At 64.2% G+C, this 17,369-nt stretch carries 13 protein-coding genes; 7 read left to right on the top strand and 6 right to left on the bottom strand.

Annotation, left to right across the window (positions count from 1 at the left end; translation table 11 throughout):
• Positions 1 to 178: 178 nt before the first annotated feature.
• Genes PHW99_RS08640 through PHW99_RS08630 form a run of 3 tightly spaced genes read right to left on the bottom strand, consistent with a single transcriptional unit; the run spans position 179 to position 2,268 of the window.
• Complete coding sequence (locus tag PHW99_RS08640; RefSeq protein WP_300175712.1) at positions 179 to 967, bottom strand: BPSS1780 family membrane protein; 789 nt, start codon at positions 965 to 967, stop codon at positions 179 to 181.
• The gene (locus PHW99_RS08635) at positions 964 to 1,959 is read right to left on the bottom strand and encodes a homoserine kinase (protein ID WP_300175710.1); all 996 of its coding nucleotides are present in this window, start codon (positions 1,957 to 1,959) and stop codon (positions 964 to 966) included. Before PHW99_RS08635 ends, PHW99_RS08640 begins: the two co-directional genes overlap by 4 nt.
• Before the next feature lie 3 nt (positions 1,960 to 1,962).
• The gene (locus PHW99_RS08630) at positions 1,963 to 2,268 is read right to left on the bottom strand and encodes a hypothetical protein (RefSeq protein ID WP_300175708.1); all 306 of its coding nucleotides are present in this window, start codon (positions 2,266 to 2,268) and stop codon (positions 1,963 to 1,965) included.
• A 53-nt stretch (positions 2,269 to 2,321) separates the two neighbouring features.
• On the opposite strand from PHW99_RS08630, the gene polA reads away from it, so the two are divergent.
• A complete protein-coding gene (gene polA, locus PHW99_RS08625; RefSeq protein WP_300175706.1) occupies positions 2,322 to 5,129 on the top strand; it encodes a DNA polymerase I in 2,808 nt (935 codons plus the stop codon).
• A 22-nt stretch (positions 5,130 to 5,151) separates the two neighbouring features.
• Here polA and PHW99_RS08620 read toward each other — a convergent pair whose 3' ends face one another.
• The 3 genes from PHW99_RS08620 to PHW99_RS08610 are packed head-to-tail and all read right to left on the bottom strand — an operon-like array spanning position 5,152 to position 8,750.
• The gene (locus PHW99_RS08620) at positions 5,152 to 6,474 is read right to left on the bottom strand and encodes a dihydrolipoamide acetyltransferase family protein (protein WP_300175704.1); all 1,323 of its coding nucleotides are present in this window, start codon (positions 6,472 to 6,474) and stop codon (positions 5,152 to 5,154) included.
• 3 nt (positions 6,475 to 6,477) lie between these two features.
• The gene (locus PHW99_RS08615; protein WP_300175702.1) at positions 6,478 to 7,512 is read right to left on the bottom strand and encodes an alpha-ketoacid dehydrogenase subunit beta; all 1,035 of its coding nucleotides are present in this window, start codon (positions 7,510 to 7,512) and stop codon (positions 6,478 to 6,480) included.
• Between the two features lie 2 nt (positions 7,513 to 7,514).
• The gene (locus tag PHW99_RS08610) at positions 7,515 to 8,750 is read right to left on the bottom strand and encodes a 3-methyl-2-oxobutanoate dehydrogenase (2-methylpropanoyl-transferring) subunit alpha (protein ID WP_300175700.1); all 1,236 of its coding nucleotides are present in this window, start codon (positions 8,748 to 8,750) and stop codon (positions 7,515 to 7,517) included.
• Positions 8,751 to 8,991: 241 nt separating this feature from the next.
• On the opposite strand from PHW99_RS08610, the gene PHW99_RS08605 reads away from it, so the two are divergent.
• The 6 genes from PHW99_RS08605 (at position 8,992) to PHW99_RS08580 (ending at position 16,927) form a co-directional block, all read left to right on the top strand.
• Positions 8,992 to 9,903: a dienelactone hydrolase family protein gene (locus PHW99_RS08605; RefSeq protein WP_300175699.1), complete on the top strand. Its 912-nt coding sequence runs from the start codon at positions 8,992 to 8,994 to the stop codon at positions 9,901 to 9,903.
• 52 nt (positions 9,904 to 9,955) lie between these two features.
• A complete protein-coding gene (locus PHW99_RS08600) occupies positions 9,956 to 10,711 on the top strand; it encodes a CerR family C-terminal domain-containing protein (protein ID WP_300175698.1) in 756 nt (251 codons plus the stop codon).
• Positions 10,708 to 12,138, top strand: a complete 1,431-nt coding sequence (locus PHW99_RS08595) for an efflux transporter outer membrane subunit (RefSeq protein ID WP_300175697.1) — start codon at positions 10,708 to 10,710, stop codon at positions 12,136 to 12,138. Before PHW99_RS08600 ends, PHW99_RS08595 begins: the two co-directional genes overlap by 4 nt.
• 56 nt (positions 12,139 to 12,194) lie before the next feature.
• Positions 12,195 to 13,385 carry an efflux RND transporter periplasmic adaptor subunit gene (locus tag PHW99_RS08590; protein WP_300175696.1) on the top strand — a complete coding sequence of 397 codons (1,191 nt, stop codon included), beginning with the start codon at positions 12,195 to 12,197 and terminating at the stop codon, positions 13,383 to 13,385.
• Between the two features lie 12 nt (positions 13,386 to 13,397).
• On the top strand, positions 13,398 to 16,490 hold the full coding sequence (locus tag PHW99_RS08585; RefSeq protein WP_300175695.1) for an efflux RND transporter permease subunit: 3,093 nt from the start codon (positions 13,398 to 13,400) through the stop codon (positions 16,488 to 16,490).
• An 80-nt stretch (positions 16,491 to 16,570) separates the two neighbouring features.
• Positions 16,571 to 16,927 carry a rhodanese-like domain-containing protein gene (locus PHW99_RS08580; protein ID WP_300175694.1) on the top strand — a complete coding sequence of 119 codons (357 nt, stop codon included), beginning with the start codon at positions 16,571 to 16,573 and terminating at the stop codon, positions 16,925 to 16,927.
• Positions 16,928 to 17,369 lie beyond the last annotated feature (442 nt).

The raw sequence follows: 17,369 nt of genomic DNA, 5'->3' as shown, positions 1-17,369 counted from the left end.
ATCAAGGTAGCCCCCTTCGTTGAGCTTGATAAATTCAAAAAAACGTTGCCATTTCAACAACATCAGCGCTGATTATCAACCGTTCCTTTAGCTGAAAACAAGCGGCATGATGGACTTTGAGCGGTTTTTTGAGTGCTTGGGCGCGGCTGTGGCGATATTGACAAAAAAGCCGGGCCTCTCAAGGTCCCGCTGGCGCAGCCTCTGGCGGCATCTCAAAACTGTCCCGGTAAGTGAAATACAGTGAAGTGAAAAACATGGTGGCCACCAGCAGCAGGGCCGGAAACAGCAAGGTGCCGGCCAGGTCCGGGCTGTTCAACAAGGCAGACAGGGTGCTCAGCAACAGCACCACACCCACCATCAGCCCCATCCACAAGGCGGCAAACACGGTGAGCGCCCAAAAATTGCGCAGGCAGGCCACGATGCTGAAAAACATGCTTTTCAATGGGGGCAGGTCTTGCCAGTAAACCAGGGCCGGGGCGTGCCAGAACAGCAGGGACAGCGGCAGATGCAGGCCAATGAAGGTCCACATGGCGGCCTGGAAGTCACCCGAGTTCAGCAGCTCGGCGGTGGGTGCCTGGCCGCCAAGGTACATGCGGGCAAAACCACCGCCATCCACCAGGTAAGACACCCCCATGGCGCACAAGAATCCGGCGGCATACATGCCACCCAGCACCAGCATGGCGCGCCGCTTGACCGGCCCGGCGCGCAAGGCGCTCAACAAAATCAGCGGCATGGGGAATTTGCCCTGGCTGGCCTCCCGCGTGCCCGCCATCAGCCCCAGCGTCATGGCGGGCAGCGCGGCCATCGCCATCGGCAAACCCACCAGCGGGATCATGGTGGCCACCGACATCAGGGCCATGAACATGAAAAACAGACCCGCCAGCGCCAGCGGTTGTTTGAAAAACGTCTGCATCCCCAGTCTGACCCACAGGGCACCCGTGCGTGCAGGCACCAGCTGAAGCTTCATGCCAGCCCCGCCATTTCGGCAAAAGTCAGGGGGTGGGCGCTGCGCTGCTGCAGCACCCGTTCAAAATGACCCGGGTCATGGGCTTGCAGCACGCTGGCTTCGCGTGGCAGGTAAAAGTCCCACAGGCGTGAGATCCAGAAGCGCAGCGCGCCGGCACGCAGCATGGCGGGCAACAACTCGCGTTCGGCTGACTGCAGCGGCCGCACGGCGCTGTAGGCGGTGATGAAATGGCGGGCACGTTCGGCGTGGTGTTGGCCGCTTTGCAGGTCAATACACCAGTCATTGAGGCAGACCGCCAAGTCGAACAGCCAAGTATCCACCCCGGCAAAATAAAAATCAAAAAAACCACTGAGCCTGGGCAGACCTGCGACCGTGTCAAACATCACGTTGTCACGGAACAGGTCGGCATGGATCGGCCCGCGTGGCAAGGCGGCAAAGGCACTGGCGTCGGCGATGTGGTTCTGGTAGGCCAGCTCCTGCGTGATCAGGGCTTTCTGGTCGTCACTCAGGTAGGGCAGTACCACCGGCACGGTCTCATTCCACCAGGCCAGGCCACGCAGGTTGGGCTGGCTCAGTTCGAAGTCGCGGCCGGCCAGATGCATGCGCGCCAGCGCAGCACCAACCTGGGCGCAATGATCCAGGCCCGGTGCCAGTTCACTGGCTCCCGCCAGTTTATTGACCACTGCTGCCGGTTTGCCCTTGACATCAAACACCAGCTCGCCCTTGGCGTTGGCGTGAGGCGCCGGGACCGCAATACCACGTTGTGCCAGATGGTTCATCAGCCGCAGGTAAAACGGCAATTGCGCAAAGCTCAGGCGCTCGAACAGCGTCAGCACATAGTCGTGGGTCAGGCCATCACGCTCGGTGGTGGCGAAATAGTTGGTGTTTTCAATGCCGCCAGAGCAGGCTTTGAGGCTGGTGAGTTCTCCCAGCTTGAGCGAGCGCAGCAGGGCGCCGGCCTCTTGATCCGAGACTTCCGTGTAAACCGCCATCGTTTAAAACCCCAGGATTTTCCAGCTGCGTTCACCACTGACCGGGGCGACTTGGTAGGCCGGCATGCCACCTTTGGGCTGCACCGTGATGCTTTTGGTTTCGCTGCCTACCCGCACCTCGTCAATGCGTGCGTCGCTATCTTCAATCCGGATGTGCTGGATGCGCTGTTCCGGCCTGCGCTGGGTTGACTCAGAAGCTGTGGTTGGGGAGGACGCCGCCGGGCGGCTGGCGGGCGTCTGGGCCTGTGCCAGCCCACAGGCCAGCAGGCTGAGGGTGAAAAATCGCATGGGAATGGAGGTTGGGCGCATTTTCCAATTGTAGAACTGTGGGCAGGGCCGGGCAGCACAGGCAAAATGCCGCCATGAATACTGCCCCACCCCAAACCCTGTTGCTGGTCGATGGCTCCAGCTATCTGTACCGTGCTTTTCATGCCATGCCGGATCTGCGCGCCGTGCCGGGCGACCCGGCCAGCGCACCCACCGGGGCCATTCGCGGCATGATCAACATGCTGCAAAGCCTGCGCAAGGAGGTTCCCGCCGATTTTGCCGCCTGCGTGTTTGACGCCAAGGGCCCGACCTTTCGCGATGAGTTATACCCCGAGTACAAGGCGCACCGCTCACCCATGCCGGATGACCTGCGCGCCCAGATCGAGCCGATCCACGAAGTGGTGCGGCTGATGGGCTGGAAGGTGCTGGACGTGCCCGGTGTCGAGGCCGATGACGTGATCGGCACGCTGGCCGCTGCTGCTGCCGCGCAGGGTATCGAGGTGATTGTCAGCAGTGGTGACAAGGATCTGGCGCAACTGGTCAACCAGCACATCACCATCATCGACACCATGAACGGCAAGCGCCGGGATGTGGCCGGGGTCACCGCCGAATTTGGCGTGCCGCCAAGCCTGATGGTGGATTTCCAGACCCTGGTGGGCGACGCCGTGGATAACGTGCCCGGCGTGCCCAAGGTCGGCCCCAAGACCGCGGCCAAATGGCTCAATGAATTTGGCTCGCTGGATGCCATCGTGGCCAACGCTGACGCCATCAAGGGTGCGGTGGGAGAGAACCTCAAAAAGTCGCTGGACTGGCTGCCCACTGGGCGCAAGCTGCTGACGATCAAGACCGATTGTGATCTGAACGGCTGGGTGCCGGAATTGCCTGCTATGCATTCAATAGCTGTTGGGGCAATGGATACCCGGGCTCTGGCCATTTTTTATGAAAAATATGGATTCAAGAGCCTGGCCCGTTCGCTCAATGAGCAAAACGCCGGGCGCTCCGGGCCGACTGAGGCGCCGGTTTCGGGAGGAACGAAGAAGGCGCGTGAGCCGGACCTGTTTGATGATCCCGAACCCGTGGCCAAGGCCACGCCGGTCAGCACGGTTCGCTACGACACCATCCTGAGCTGGGGCGCTTTTGACACCTGGCTGGCCAGACTGCAGGCGGCCGAGCTGGTGGCCATCGACACCGAAACCACGTCCATCGATGAGATGCGTGCCCGTATCGTCGGCATCAGCTTCAGTGTGACACCGGGCGAGGCCGCCTACGTTCCGCTGGCGCATGCCTACCCGGGGGCGCCGGCGCAACTGCCGCTGGACGAGGTGCTGGCCAAACTCAAACCCTGGCTGGAAGACGGCCGCCATGCCAAACTCGGTCAGCACGTCAAATACGACCGGCATGTGTTTGCCAACCATGGCATCGAAGTGCAAGGTTATGTCCACGACACCATGCTGCAGAGTTATGTGCTGGAAGTGCATCGCCCCCACGGACTGGCCAGCCTGGCCGAACGCCATCTGGGGCGCAGCGGCATCAGTTTTGAAGACCTGTGTGGCAAGGGGGCCAACCAGATATGCTTTGATCAGGTGGACATTGCCAAAGCCGCTGAGTACTCCTGTGAGGACTCCGACCTGACCCTGGATGTGCACCGCGCCTTGTGGCCGCTGCTGCAGGCCGACGCCAAGCTGCGCTTCATCTACGAACTGGAAATCCAGAGCAGTGAGGCCTTGTACCGCATTGAGCGCAATGGCGTGTTGATCGACGCCCCCACACTGGCAGCGCAAAGCCATGAGCTGGGGCAGCGCATTCTGCAGCTGGAAAAAGAAGCGCACGAGCTCGCGGGCCAGCCCTTCAACCTGAGCAGCCCGAAACAGATTGGCGAGATCTTTTTCACCCAGCTGGGCCTGCCGGTGGTCAAGAAGACCGCCACCGGGGCCCCCAGCACCGACGAAGAAGTGCTGGAAAAGCTGGCCGAGGACTACCCGCTGCCGGCCAAGATCCTGGAGCACCGGGGCCTGGCCAAACTCAAGGGCACCTACACCGATAAACTGGCGCAGCTGGCGCTGCCCGGCACCGGCCGGGTGCACACCCATTACGCGCAGGCGGTGGCGGTGACCGGGCGCCTGTCCAGCAACGACCCCAACCTGCAAAACATCCCGATCCGCACCCCGGAAGGGCGGCGCGTGCGTGAGGCCTTTGTCGCCCCGCCCGGCAGCCTGATTGCCAGCGCCGACTACAGCCAGATCGAGCTGCGCATCATGGCCCACCTGAGTGGTGACGCCGCCTTGCTGCTGGCCTTTCACGACGGCATGGACGTGCACCGCGCCACCGCCGCCGAAATTTTCAATGTGGACACGGCCCAGGTCTCCAGCGAGCAACGCCGTTACGCCAAGGTGATCAACTTTGGTCTGATCTACGGCATGAGCGCCTATGGGCTGGCCAAGGCGCTGGGCATCGACAACACGGCGGCCAAAAACTACATCGCACGGTATTTCGAGCGTTACCCGGGGGTCAAACAGTACATGGACCACACCCGCGAGCAGGCCAAAGCCCAGGGTTATGTGGAAACCGTGTTTGGCAGACGGCTTTACCTGCCCGAGATCAACTCACCCAACGGCCCGCGCCGCGCCGGTGCCGAACGTGCCGCCATCAACGCGCCGATGCAGGGCACGGCTGCCGATCTGATCAAGCTCAGCATGGTCAAGGTCCAGCAGGTGATTGACGCCGAACACCTGGGCACCAAGATGATCATGCAGGTGCACGACGAACTGGTGTTTGAGGTACCCGCGTCTGAACTGGACTGGGTACGCCACCAAGTGCCCAAACTGATGGCCGGGGTGGCCCAGCTCAAGGTGCCGCTGCTGGCCGAAGTCGGCGTCGGGCCGAACTGGGACAAGGCGCACTGAGCGCGCGCCTTGCCGCGCCGGCTCAGTCGATGAACAACGTGGCCGGGCACTCCAGATAACCCCGCACCTGCTGGATGAATTCAGCCGCGTTCATGCCATCGACCACGCGGTGATCGAAGGAGCTGGAGAGGTTCATCAGCTTGCGCGCCACCACCAGGCCATTTTTGAACATCGGCCGCTCGACGATGCGGTTGGTGCCCACAATGGCCACTTCGGGGTGATTGATCACCGGCGTGCTGACGATGCCGCCCAGGGCGCCCAGGCTGGTGAGCGTGATGGTGGAGCCGGTCAGCTCCTCACGCGTGGCTTTGCCGCTGCGCGCTGCCTCCGCCAGGCGCAATACCTCGGCGGCGCAGGCCCACAAGTCCAGCGTCTGGGCATGCCGGATCACCGGCACCATCAGGCCGCCGTCGGTCTGCGTGGCCACGCCCAGGTGTATGGCGCTGTGGCGGGTGAGCACACCGGCCTCGTCGTCATAACGGGCATTGACCTCGGGGTGGTCACGCACCGCCAGCACCATGGCCCGGATCAGGAACGGCAGCAGCGTCAGGCGGCCACGGGTCTGGCCATGCTGGGCGTTGAGCTGCGCGCGCAAGGCCTCCAGCTCGGTCACGTCCACCTCTTCCACGTAGGCGAAGTGGGGAATGCGCCGCTTGGCGTCCTGCATTTTTTGCGCAATCTTGCGGCGCAGGCCAATCACCGGGATGGCCTGCTCGTGGTCTTCTGCCACCTCGCGCAGCCGGGGGCGGCCACCCACACCCGGCTGGCTGGCACCGGCCTGGGCGGCCTCCAGATCGGCATGGGTGATGCGCCCGGCCGGGCCGGTTGGGGTGACGCGGGTCAGGTCAAGGCCCAGTTCCCAGGCGCGTCGGCGTACCGCCGGTGCGGCGATGGGGTGGGCACCGGGCTCTGCCGTGGCCAGCGCCGGTTGAGGCACGGGTGCTGTCGCCACCGGGGCCGGCGGCGTTGCGGCGGGTGCCACGACGGGCGCCACCTTGGCGACTGCCGGGGTGGCACTGGGCGGGCTGACCGGGGTGCTGACTTCTGGAATGCTGGTTGCTATAGGTGTAATAGCATTATTGTCAGGTTCTTTGCGGGCTGGAGCCGATTTTTCAATGTGAATGATGGCAGTGCCAACGGCCACCACCTGGCCCACGGCCACGTCCAGCGACACCACCCGGCCAGCCACGTGGGAGGGGATTTCCACCGTGGCCTTGTCGGTCATGACGTCAGCCAGGATCTGGTCTTCAGCCACCAGATCACCGACCTGGACATGCCAGGCCACCAGTTCCACTTCGGCAATGCCTTCGCCGATGTCGGGCATCTTGATGAATTCAATGCTCATGGTTCAGGCCTCCATCACACGTTGGAACGCCGCCGCCATGCGCGCCGGTCCAGGAAAGTAAGCCCATTCCTGGGCATGCGGGTAGGGCGTGTCCCAGCCGGTGACACGTTCAATCGGCGCCTCCAGGTGGTAGAAGCAATGCTCCTGGATCAGGGCCGACAGTTCGGCGCCCAGCCCGTTGGTGCGGGTGGCTTCGTGCACGATCACGCAGCGGCGGGTCTTCTGGACCGACGCCACCAGCGTGTCCAGGTCCAGCGGCCACAGGCTGCGCAGGTCGATGATTTCGGCGTCAATGCCGCTTTCACGCGCGGCGGCTTCGGCCACGTGCACCATGGTGCCGTAGGCGATCACCGTCAGCGCGCTGCCGGGGCGGTAGACGGCGGCGGACGCCAGTGGCACGGTGTAATACCCCTCGGGCACGTCGCCCAGCGGGTGTTTGCTCCACGGCACCACGGGTTGGTCGTGGTGGCCGTCAAACGGACCGTTGTACAGACGCTTGGGCTCCAGAAAAATCACCGGGTCGTCGTTTTCAATGGCTGAAATCAGCAGGCCCTTGGCGTCATAGGGGTTGGAGGGCATCACCGTGCGCAGGCCACACACCTGGGTGAACATCGCCTCCGGGCTCTGGCTGTGGGTCTGGCCGCCATAAATGCCGCCGCCGCAGGGCATGCGGATGGTCAGCGGGCAGGTGAAGTCTCCGGCCGAGCGGTAACGCAGGCGCGCCGCTTCCGAGACGATCTGGTCGGTGGCCGGGTAGAAGTAGTCGGCAAACTGGATTTCAACCACTGGCCGCAGGCCATAGGCGCCCATGCCGACGGCCGTGCCGACAATGCCGCCTTCGGAAATCGGGGCGTCAAATACCCGCTGGTTGCCAAATTTTTTCTGCAGGCCTTCGGTGCAGCGGAACACGCCGCCAAAGTAGCCGACGTCCTGGCCGTAAATGACCACATTGGGGTCGCGCGCCAGCATCACATCCATGGCTGAGCGCAGCGCCTGGATCATGGTCATGGGGGTTTTGGTCATGTTGGTGTCGCTCATGATCAGGCTCCCAATTCCTGGCGTTGGCGGATCAGGTGCGCGGGCATGTCCTTGTAGACATCCTCGAACATGCTGGCCAGACTGGGGGTGTGGTTGTTGGCCAGCGTGCCGTAGGTCTCGGCTTCTTTTTGCGCGGCAGCCACCTCGGCCTCGACCTCTTTCTGGGTGCTGGCATGTTCGGCATCGGACCAGGCGCCGAGCCGGACCAGATGCTGCTTCAGGCGCTCAATCGGGTCCCCCAGCGGGAACCGTGCGGCGTCGTTGGCCGGGCGGTATTTGCTGGGGTCGTCCGAGGTCGAATGGGGTCCGGCGCGGTAGGTCACCCACTCGATCAATGTCGGGCCAAAACTGCTGCGCGCCCGTTCCAGCGCCCATTTGGAGGCGGCATAAGCCGCCAGGAAATCGTTGCCGTCCACCCGCAGCGAGGCAATGCCGCAACCGGCGCCGCGCGCCGCAAAGGTGGTGCCTTCACCACCGGCAATCGCCTGGAAGGTTGAAATCGCCCACTGGTTGTTGACCACGTTGATGATCACCGGTGCCCGGTACACGTGGGCAAAGGTCAGGCCGGTGTGGAAGTCCGACTCGGCGGTGGCGCCATCACCAATCCAGGCCGAGGCCACCTTGTCGTCACCCTTGATGGCGCTGGCCATGGCCCAACCCACGGCCTGGATCACCTGGGTGGCCAGGTTGCCCGAGATCGAGAAAAAGCCCTGCTTTTTGCTCGAATACATCACCGGCAGCTGGCGCCCCTTCATCGGGTCGTGCTCGTTGCTGTAGAGCTGGCAGATCATGTCCACCATGTTGTTGTCTTCGCGCGTGAGCAGCAGGCCCTGCTGGCGGTAGGTCGGGAAACACATGTCGCCTTCACCAATGGCCAGGGCGTGGGCGCAGGCAATGGCTTCTTCGCCCAGGCACTGCATGTAGAACGACATCTTTTTCTGCCGCTGGGCAATCAGCATGCGGGCGTCAAAAGCGCGCGTCAGCATCATGGCGCGCAAACCGCGGCGCTTGAGCGCCACATCCATCTGCGGCACCCACGGGCCGACCGCTTGGCCATCGTCGTCGAGCACCCGGATCAGCGCAAACGCCAGGTCATTGGTCTGGGCCGCGGCCACGTCGACCGGGGGACGGCGCTTGGCACCGGCGGCAGACAGGGGGAGGTAAGAGAAATCCGTATCACGGCCCGGACGCCCGGTGGGCTCAGGCACGTGCAGGTGCAGGGGTTTGCGCTGTGGCATAAACAAAGTCTCCTCGCAAGTTTGTGTCTTGCTTCAGAACTGAAAACCCGACCTGTCGAGGGGCGGGTAGCCACTCTGCAAGCCGGACCGTGCAGCCCGTATCGCGGGATCACCGCAGACAGGGCCAGCGGCGCCGATCGTAGCGGATTTTTCCTGGCACATGGATCCAAAGAAACCCCCATGGTCGACTCGGGTTCGCCGCAACGGTAAGCTGCGCTCTTTTTCACTCAGGAGATGCGCCGTGCTCAATCAAGACCAATCCAAGGATTTCTCGGCCCTGCTGCCGGGCCAGACCACCGAAGCCGGCGCCAGCCGCCGCACGGCGTTGAAAGTGGCGCTGGGTGTCGGCTACGCCGCGGCGGCCGCGCCGATCATGGCGCAGAACGCCATCAAAACCTCGGCCGAAGGTTTGAACGCGGGCCAGGGTATTTACGACGTGGCCGGTTTTTCCGTGCCGTTTTATTACGCGGCACCTGCGGGCAAGCAGAACCTGCCGGTGATTCTGGTGATCCAGGAGATTTTTGGCGTGCATGAATACATTGCCGACACCTGCCGCCGTTTTGCCAAGGCGGGATACCTGGCGATCGCTCCCGAGCTGTATGCGCGCCAGGGTGACCCGGCCACTTATTCCCAAATGGCCAAACTGATGGCCGAAGTGGTCTCCAAGGTGCCGGATGAGCAGGTTTTGGGCGACCTCGACGGCGCCGTCCAATGGGCCGGTGCCAACGGGGGCAACCTGAAAAAAGTCGGCATCACCGGCTTTTGCTGGGGGGGCCGCATCACCTGGCTGTACGCTGAGCAAAGCAAGAACGTGAAGGCCGCCGTGGCCTGGTACGGCCGGCTGGTCGGCACGGCCTCCGCCCTCACGCCCAAACACCCGCTGGACCTGGCGGCTGAGCTCAAAGCCCCGGTGCTGGGCCTGTACGGCGGGCAGGACGGCGGCATCCCGCTGACCACCATCAACCAGATGAAAGACGCTCTGGCCGAAGCGGGTGCCAAGGGCAACGCCGCCGCCCGGGCCAGCGAGTTTGTGGTGTACAAGGACGCCCCACACGCCTTTCACGCCGACTACCGGCCCAGCTATCGCCAGGACGAGGCCGCCGACGGTTTTGCCCGGGCGCTGGCTTGGTTCAAGGCCCATGGCGTGGCCTGATATAAGTCATAACTAAATCAATCGTTTGATTTAGTTGGCTAGAATCAGCGGCATGAACCATGCCGTTTTGCCAACTTCTTCCACTTCACCTACCCAGGGCGTCCTGGGTGCCGCGCTCGCCCGGACGCCACGCAGCGATGGCGTCGAGGCGCGCCAGCGGCTGCTGGAGGCCGGCCTGACGCTGTTTGCCGAAAAGGGCTTTACCAAAACCTCCACCCGTGAGATTGCCCAGGCGGCCAGGACCAATATTGCGGCCATCAGTTATTACTTTGGTGACAAGGCCGGGCTGTATCAGGCGGTGTTCACCGACCCGCGCAGCAACCCCAAACTGTTGGCCGAAGAAGCGGATGACGGTGATATTCGCCAGGTGTTGCAGGGGCTGCTGCGTGGTTTCCTTGACCCGATGACCCAAGGACAACACACCGCCCAGTGCATGAAGCTGTATTTCCGGGAAATGCTGGAGCCCACGGGGCTGTGGCAGCAGGAAATCGAGAACAACATCAAACCGGCGCATATGACGCTGGTGAAGGCCCTGTGCCGTCATCTGGGGCTGGTGCAGGCCGACGACGACATTCACCGCCTGGCGTTTTCGCTGGCTGGCCTGGGAGCCACCCTGCACGTGTTCGGCGATGTGTTGACGGCCATCCGGCCCCAGTTGCTGGCGTCCCCCGAGGCGGTTGAACTGTATTTTGAGCGGTTGTTGGATGACGGCCTGGCCATGGTCGAGGCCGAAGCCCGACGCCGCGCGGCGGCCCTTCAAGGGGATGCGCCTTCTTCTTCCTTCCCCCTTCCTGCGGTCAAGTCATGATGCTGCCTATTCGTCTGTTGAGTTCTGTGTCCGCCGCGCTGGCGCTGTCGGCCTGTTCCGGCCTGATGCCGCCCACCCAGGTGCCGATGGTGGTGGCGCCGGCCTGGCAGGCCCCGTTGCCACACCAGGGCAGTGTGGGTTCGCTGGCCCAGTGGTGGCAGCGGCAGGGTGACCCGCTGCTGGTGGAGCTGATCGTGGCCGCGCAGGGCGTCAGCCCGTCGGTGGCGCAGGCGCTGGCCAGCATCGAGAACGCGCGTGCCAATCAGGCCGCGGCGCGCTCGGCCCTGATGCCAAACCTCAGCGCCCAAGCCAGCGCCAGCCGTGGTGTCAGTCAGGTGGATGTGCCGCTGGCCACCAGTGTGCAGGGTGGGCTGCAGGCGTCCTGGGAGCTGGACCTGGTGGGGGCCAACCGCGCCGCCAGCCAGGCGGCCCAGGCCCAGGTCGAAGGCAGCCAGGCGCTGTGGCACGATGCCCGGGTGGCGGTGGCCGCTGAAGTGGCGGGCCTGTACCACCGGCTGTGGACCTGCCAGGACCAGCTGGCACTGGCCCGGCGTGACCAGGCCTCGCGCCAACAGACCGCACAGCTCAGTGGCGTCAGTGCCACTGCCGGTCTGACCGCGCCAGCGACGGCCGCGCTGGCGCGTGCCAGTGCGGCAGACGCCAGCAGCCGGGTGGCCCAGCAGGCTGCGCAGTGCCAGGTGTTGACCAAGGGGCTGGTGGCCCTGACCGCCGTGCCGGAGCCGGATTTAAAGCAAAAACTGGCTCTAGCCCAGACAAATAAAGCACCTGTAGCTATATTTTCAATAGCGAGTGTGCCGGCGCAGAGTGTGGCCCAACGCCCCGACGTGTTTGCCGCCGAACGCGACGTGGTGCTGGCCAGCGCCCAGGTCGGCAGCGCCCAGGCCCAACGCTGGCCGCGCTTGACGCTCAATGGCTCGATTGGTGCGCTGAGTGTCAGCACTGGCACCACCCGCAGTGACGTGAGCACCTGGTCGTTTGGTCCACTGGCCCTGAGTCTGCCGCTGTTCGATGGCGGCCAGCGGGCCGCGCAGGTGGACGCCGCCCAGGCCCGTTACCAGGCGGCGGTGGTGGCTTACCAGGGCAAGGTGCGCAACGCCGTGCGTGAGGTCGAGGAGGCGCTGGTCCAGCTGCACAGCGCACACGGCCGTGATGCGGATGCCCAGGTCAGCACCCAGGGTTATGCCGAGTCCCTGGCGGCCACCCAAAAGCGGTTTGACCAGGGGCTGGTCAGCCTGGTCGAGCTGGAGGAAGCCCGGCGCAGCGCGCTGGCCGCTGAGTCCGCCGAGCTGGCGCTGCAACTGGAGCAGCGGTTGGCCTGGGTGAGCTTGTACCGCGTCCTTGGTGGCGGGTTCGAGCCTGACCAGGTGGTCACGCCGGCCAGCAGCCTGGCTGCATCGGCGCCCTGAGCGGCTCCGAACGATTTTTCTTCTTTGGTGTTGAATTCAAGCGAGTTGTCAAAGTCATGAAATCCTTATCCCTCAAACCCCTCACCCTGATGTTGCTGGCTGGTGGCATGCTGCTGATCACCACACTGGGCCTGCTGGCCGGCCGCTCCAATGCGGCCGATGCGGTCAAACCCGACGCCGCGGTCAGCAAACCGGCACTGACCGTGACGCTAACCCAGGCCAAGGCCGCCAGCCTGCCGATCCGCCTGGCCGCCAACGGCAACATCGCCGCCTGGCAGGAAGCCAGTGTCGGTGCCGAGGTGGGGGGCCTGCGCGTGCAGGAGCTGCATGCCAGTGTCGGTGACCGGGTTCAGCGCGGCCAGCTGCTGGCGACGTTTGCCGCTGACAGCGTGCAGGCGGATGCAGCCCTGGCCCGCGCCGCGCTGGCCGAGGCGCAGGCCAATGCGCAAGAGGCCCGCGCCAATGCCGAGCGTGCTCGCGCCGTCCAGGGTAGCGGCGCCCTCAGTGCGCAGCAAATCGGCCAGTACCTCACCCAGGAGCAGACCGCCCAGGCCCGGGTCGATTCGGCCAAAGCCCAGCTGGACGCCCAGTTGCTGCGCCTCAAATACACCCAGGTGCTGGCGCCTGACAGCGGCATCATTTCGGCGCGCAGCGCCACCGTGGGGGCCGTGGCCGGGGCCGGCAGCGAGATGTTCCGCTTGATCCGCCAGGGGCGGCTGGAGTGGCGCGCCGAACTCACCGCCAGCGAGCTGGGTCGGGTCAAGGCCGGGACCGGTGCGCTGGTGACGGCGCCCAACGGCGAGCGGCTCAAGGGCCGGGTCCGCACCGTGGCCCCCACGGTGGACGCACAAACCCGCAACGGCCTGGTGTATGTGGACCTGGACGCGCCGGCGCCCACCGCCAAGGCCGAGGCAGCGGCGTTCAAGCCGGGCATGTTTGCCCGGGGTGAATTCGAGCTGGGGGCGTCCAGCGGACTCACCGTGGCGCAAAGCGCCGTGCTGGTGCGTGACGGTTTCAGCTACGTGATGCGGGTGGGCGCCGACCACAAGGTCAGCCAGCTCAAGGTGCAGACCGGGCGCTCCCTGGGTGACCAGGTCGAAATCCTCGCCGGGCTCAAGCCGGATGACCGTCTGGTGGCCAGTGGCGCCAGTTTCCTGAGTGAAGGGGACCTGGTGCGCGTGGTCGAGGCTTTGGAACAAAAAAGCACGCCAGCCCAGGTAAAACCTGCTAAATCAGCTAGCAAATAAGGAGCATTCAGGATGAACGTCTCCGCCTGGTCCATCAAAAATCCGATCCCGGCAGCCATGCTGTTTGTGCTGCTGAGCTTTGCCGGGCTGATGTCCTTCAACGCCATGAAGGTGCAGCAGATGCCTGACCTGGACTTGCCCACGGTCACCATCGCCGCCTCGCTGCCCGGCGCTGCGCCAGCCCAGCTGGAAACCGAGGTCGCGCGCAAGCTCGAAAACGCCATCGCCTCGTTGCAGGGCCTGAAAAACATCTACACCAAGGTGCAGGACGGCGGGGTCACCATCACCGCTGAATTCCGGCTGGAGAAGCCCACTCAGGAGGCGGTGGACGATGTGCGTTCCGCCGTGCAGGGCGCCCGTGCCGACCTGCCCACCGATGTGCGTGACCCGGTGGTGCGCAAGATGGACGTTGCCGGCTCACCCATCATGGCGTTTGCCGTGCGCGTGCCCAGCATGGACGACGAGGCCCTGAGCTGGTTTGTCGACAACACGCTCACGCGCCGACTGCTGGCCGTCAAGGGCGTCGGAGCGATCAACCGCGTCGGTGGTGTCACGCGCCAGGTCGAGGTGGCGCTGGACCCGGTCAAGCTGCAGGCCTTGGGCGCCACGGCAGCGGACATCTCGCGCCAGTTGCGTCAGGTGCAGACCGAGAGTGCGGGTGGCCGCGCTGACGTGGGCGGCAGTGAGCAGCCGATGCGCACCCTGGCCACCGTCAAAACCGTGGCGGAGCTGGCGCAGCTGGAACTGTCCCTGAGTGATGGCCGCCGGGTGCGGTTGGACCAGGTCGCCGAAGTCAAGGACACCGTGGCCGAGCCACGCGCGGCGGCTCTGCTCAATGGGGTGCCGGTGGTCGGCTTTGAGGTGACGCGCAGCAAGGGGGCCAGTGAGGTCGAGGTCGGGGCCGAGATCAAGCGGGCGCTGCAGGAACTCAAGGCCCAGCACCCCGACATGGAGCTCACCGAAGCCTTTGACTTTGTCACGCCGGTGCAGGAGGAGTTTGATGCCTCGATGACCTTGCTGTACGAGGGGTCGGTGTTGGCGGTGCTGGTGGTTTGGCTGTTCCTGCGCAACTGGCGGGCCACCGTGGTGTCTGCCGTGGCGCTGCCGCTGTCGGTGTTGCCCGCCTTCATCGGCATGGCCTACCTCGGGTTCTCGGTCAACGTTGTCACGCTGCTGGCGCTCTCGCTGGTGATCGGGGTGCTGGTGGATGACGCGATTGTGGAGGTGGAAAACATTGAGCGCCACCTGGCCATGGGCAAGACCCCTTACATGGCCGCCATGGAAGCCGCCGATGAAATCGGCCTGGCGGTGATCGCCACCACCTTCACGCTGGTCTCGGTGTTTTTGCCCACGGCGTTCATGAGCGGGATCGCCGGCAAGTTTTTCAAGCAGTTTGGCTGGACGGCGGCGCTGGCGGTGTTCGCTTCGCTGGTGGTGGCGCGCATGCTCACGCCGATGATGGCGGCCTACATCATGCAGCGCAGCCCACGCGCGCACAAAGAGCCGTGGTGGATGGCGCGTTACCTGCGCTGGAGCGCCTGGGCGCTGAAGCACCGCTGGATCACCATGGGCGCGGCGCTGGTGTTTTTTGTCGGTTCGCTGATGCTGATTCCGATGTTGCCCAAGGGCTTCATTCCGCCGGACGACAACTCGCAGACCCAGGTCAACCTGGAGCTGCCGCCGGGCGCCACGCTGGCACAGACCCGCGTGGCGGCGGAGGCCGCCCGCCAGCTGCTGCTGACCAAGGTGGCGCATGTGCAAAGTGTCTACACCACCATCGGCGGCGGGGCGGCGGGCTCTGACCCGTTTGCGCCACAAGGCGCGGCTGAAGTGCGCAAGGCCACCCTCACGGTACTGCTGACCGAGCGCGGCAAACGTCCGCGCAAACAGGGCATCGAGAACGACATCCGCGCCGCCATGGCCGAGCTGCCCGGCGTGCGCAGCAAGGTGGGCCTGGGTGGCAGCGGTGAAAAATTCGTGCTGGTGCTGACGGGTGAAGACCCGCAGGCGCTGGCCAGTGCCGCCGCGGCGGTCGAAAAAGACCTGCGCACCATCCCCGGTCTGGGCCAGATTGCCTCCAGCGCCAGCCTGATCCGCTCCGAAGTGGCGGTGCGCCCGGACTTTGCCCGTGCTGCCGACCTGGGCGTGACCAGCAGTGCCATTGGCGAAACCCTGCGTATCGCCACCGTGGGTGACTACGATGCCGGTCTGGCCAAGCTCAACCTCAGCCAGCGTCAGGTGCCGATTGTGGTCAAGCTGGCCGATGCCGCCCGGCAAGACCTGGACGTGCTGGGCCGCCTGAGTGTGCCGGGGAGCAAGGGGCCGGTCATGCTCAGTCAGGTGGCGGCGCTGGAGATGACGGGTGGCCCGGCGGTGATTGACCGCCTGAACCGCTCGCGCAACATCACCTTTGAGATCGAACTCTCCGGTGCGCCGCTGGGCGACGTGACGGAGGCGGTCGACAAACTGCCGTCGATCCATGCCCTGCCCGCCGGTGTGAAACAACTGGCGCTGGGGGACGCGGAAGTGATGGGTGAACTGTTTGCCAGCTTCGGCCTGGCTATGTTGACCGGCATCATGTGCATCTACATCGTGCTGGTGCTGCTGTTCAAGAACTTCCTGCACCCGTTCACCATCCTGACCGCGCTGCCGCTCTCGCTGGGCGGTGCGTTTGTCGGGCTGCTGCTGGCGGGCAAGAGTTTTTCCATGCCTTCGCTGATTGGCCTGATCATGCTGATGGGCATTGCCACCAAGAACTCGATCCTGCTGGTGGAATACGCCATCGTGGCGCGCCGTGACCATGGCCTGAGCCGGGTTGAGGCGCTGCTGGACGCCTGCCACAAACGTGCCCGCCCGATTGTCATGACCACCCTGGCCATGGGCGCCGGCATGCTGCCGATTGCCGTCGGCTGGGGCGCGGCCGACGCCAGCTTCCGCAGCCCCATGGCCGTGGCCGTGATCGGCGGCCTGATGACCTCCACCGTGCTGAGTCTCTTGGTGATCCCGGCGGTGTTCACACTGGTGGATGACTTTGGCAACTGGGTACGAAAGCGCCTGGGGCGGGGCGGGGCCGCCGCCGGTGCGGCAGGCGTTGGCACGCCATGAGGTGTTGGATGGTTGACTTCCATCTATAAGTATTCGTTTATCCTTGGCCCTTTTATTCACACCGTTGGACAAGGAGCGTTATGGATTTGCAGGTTTTTTTGAAGCAGTACTGGCCGGTGCTGGCACTGGGCCTTTGGTTTGGCTACAAATGGTGGAACGCCAGACGGGTGCTGGCCCTGCTGCCGGAACTCAAAAAGGACGGCGCTGTCTGTGTGGATGTCAGGTCCGCCGCCGAGTTCGCCAGTGGCAACGCCCCCGGCACCATCAATATTCCGTTGCCAGAATTGGGCCAGAGACTGGCGGAGATTCCCAAGTCCGCCCCGGTGGTGCTGTGTTGCGCCAGCGGATCACGCAGTGGCATGGCCAGGATGATGCTCAAGAAGCATGGTTACCAACGGGTTTACAACATCGGCAACTGGCGCAAGTTTCTGCCATAAGCCTTGAACGCCCCTGAGGGGCGGGAACCGGCGGGGCCAGGCTTGAAGCCTGCTGCTGCTCTGGCGGGTTGGCCATCGTCTCCGGTGGGGCGAGGTGCTACCGCCCAAGTTGGTGGAAAAACAACAAGGCTCGACCAAAACCTTGATGTGGGTCAGGGGCGTTGCACCCTTAAGAATTTCTAAATATTGGCGGGATTTAATCGCACCTTCCGTCTGACAGGTTTTGGTTGAAGCGGCCTATCAAGTTGTCAGGCGTGAACTGTGCCAACCACGCACCTGAACGACCAATGTCGCCGCGATGACTTCTGAAAGACCCCCCGATGGGAACCGACACCACCATTCTTTGGACGACCGATCTCGACACGGGCATCGGCGTCATCGATGCCCAGCACAAGCGGATTGTGGACTACATCAACCTGCTGGGGGAAGCCATCAAGGAACC

Origin of the sequence: Rhodoferax sp. (assembly GCF_028689305.1) — a bacterium.
Lineage (GTDB): Bacteria > Pseudomonadota > Gammaproteobacteria > Burkholderiales > Burkholderiaceae_C > Rhodoferax.
The sequence above is the reverse complement of the archived record's forward strand: the minus strand, read 5'-3'. Positions and strand labels throughout refer to the sequence as shown.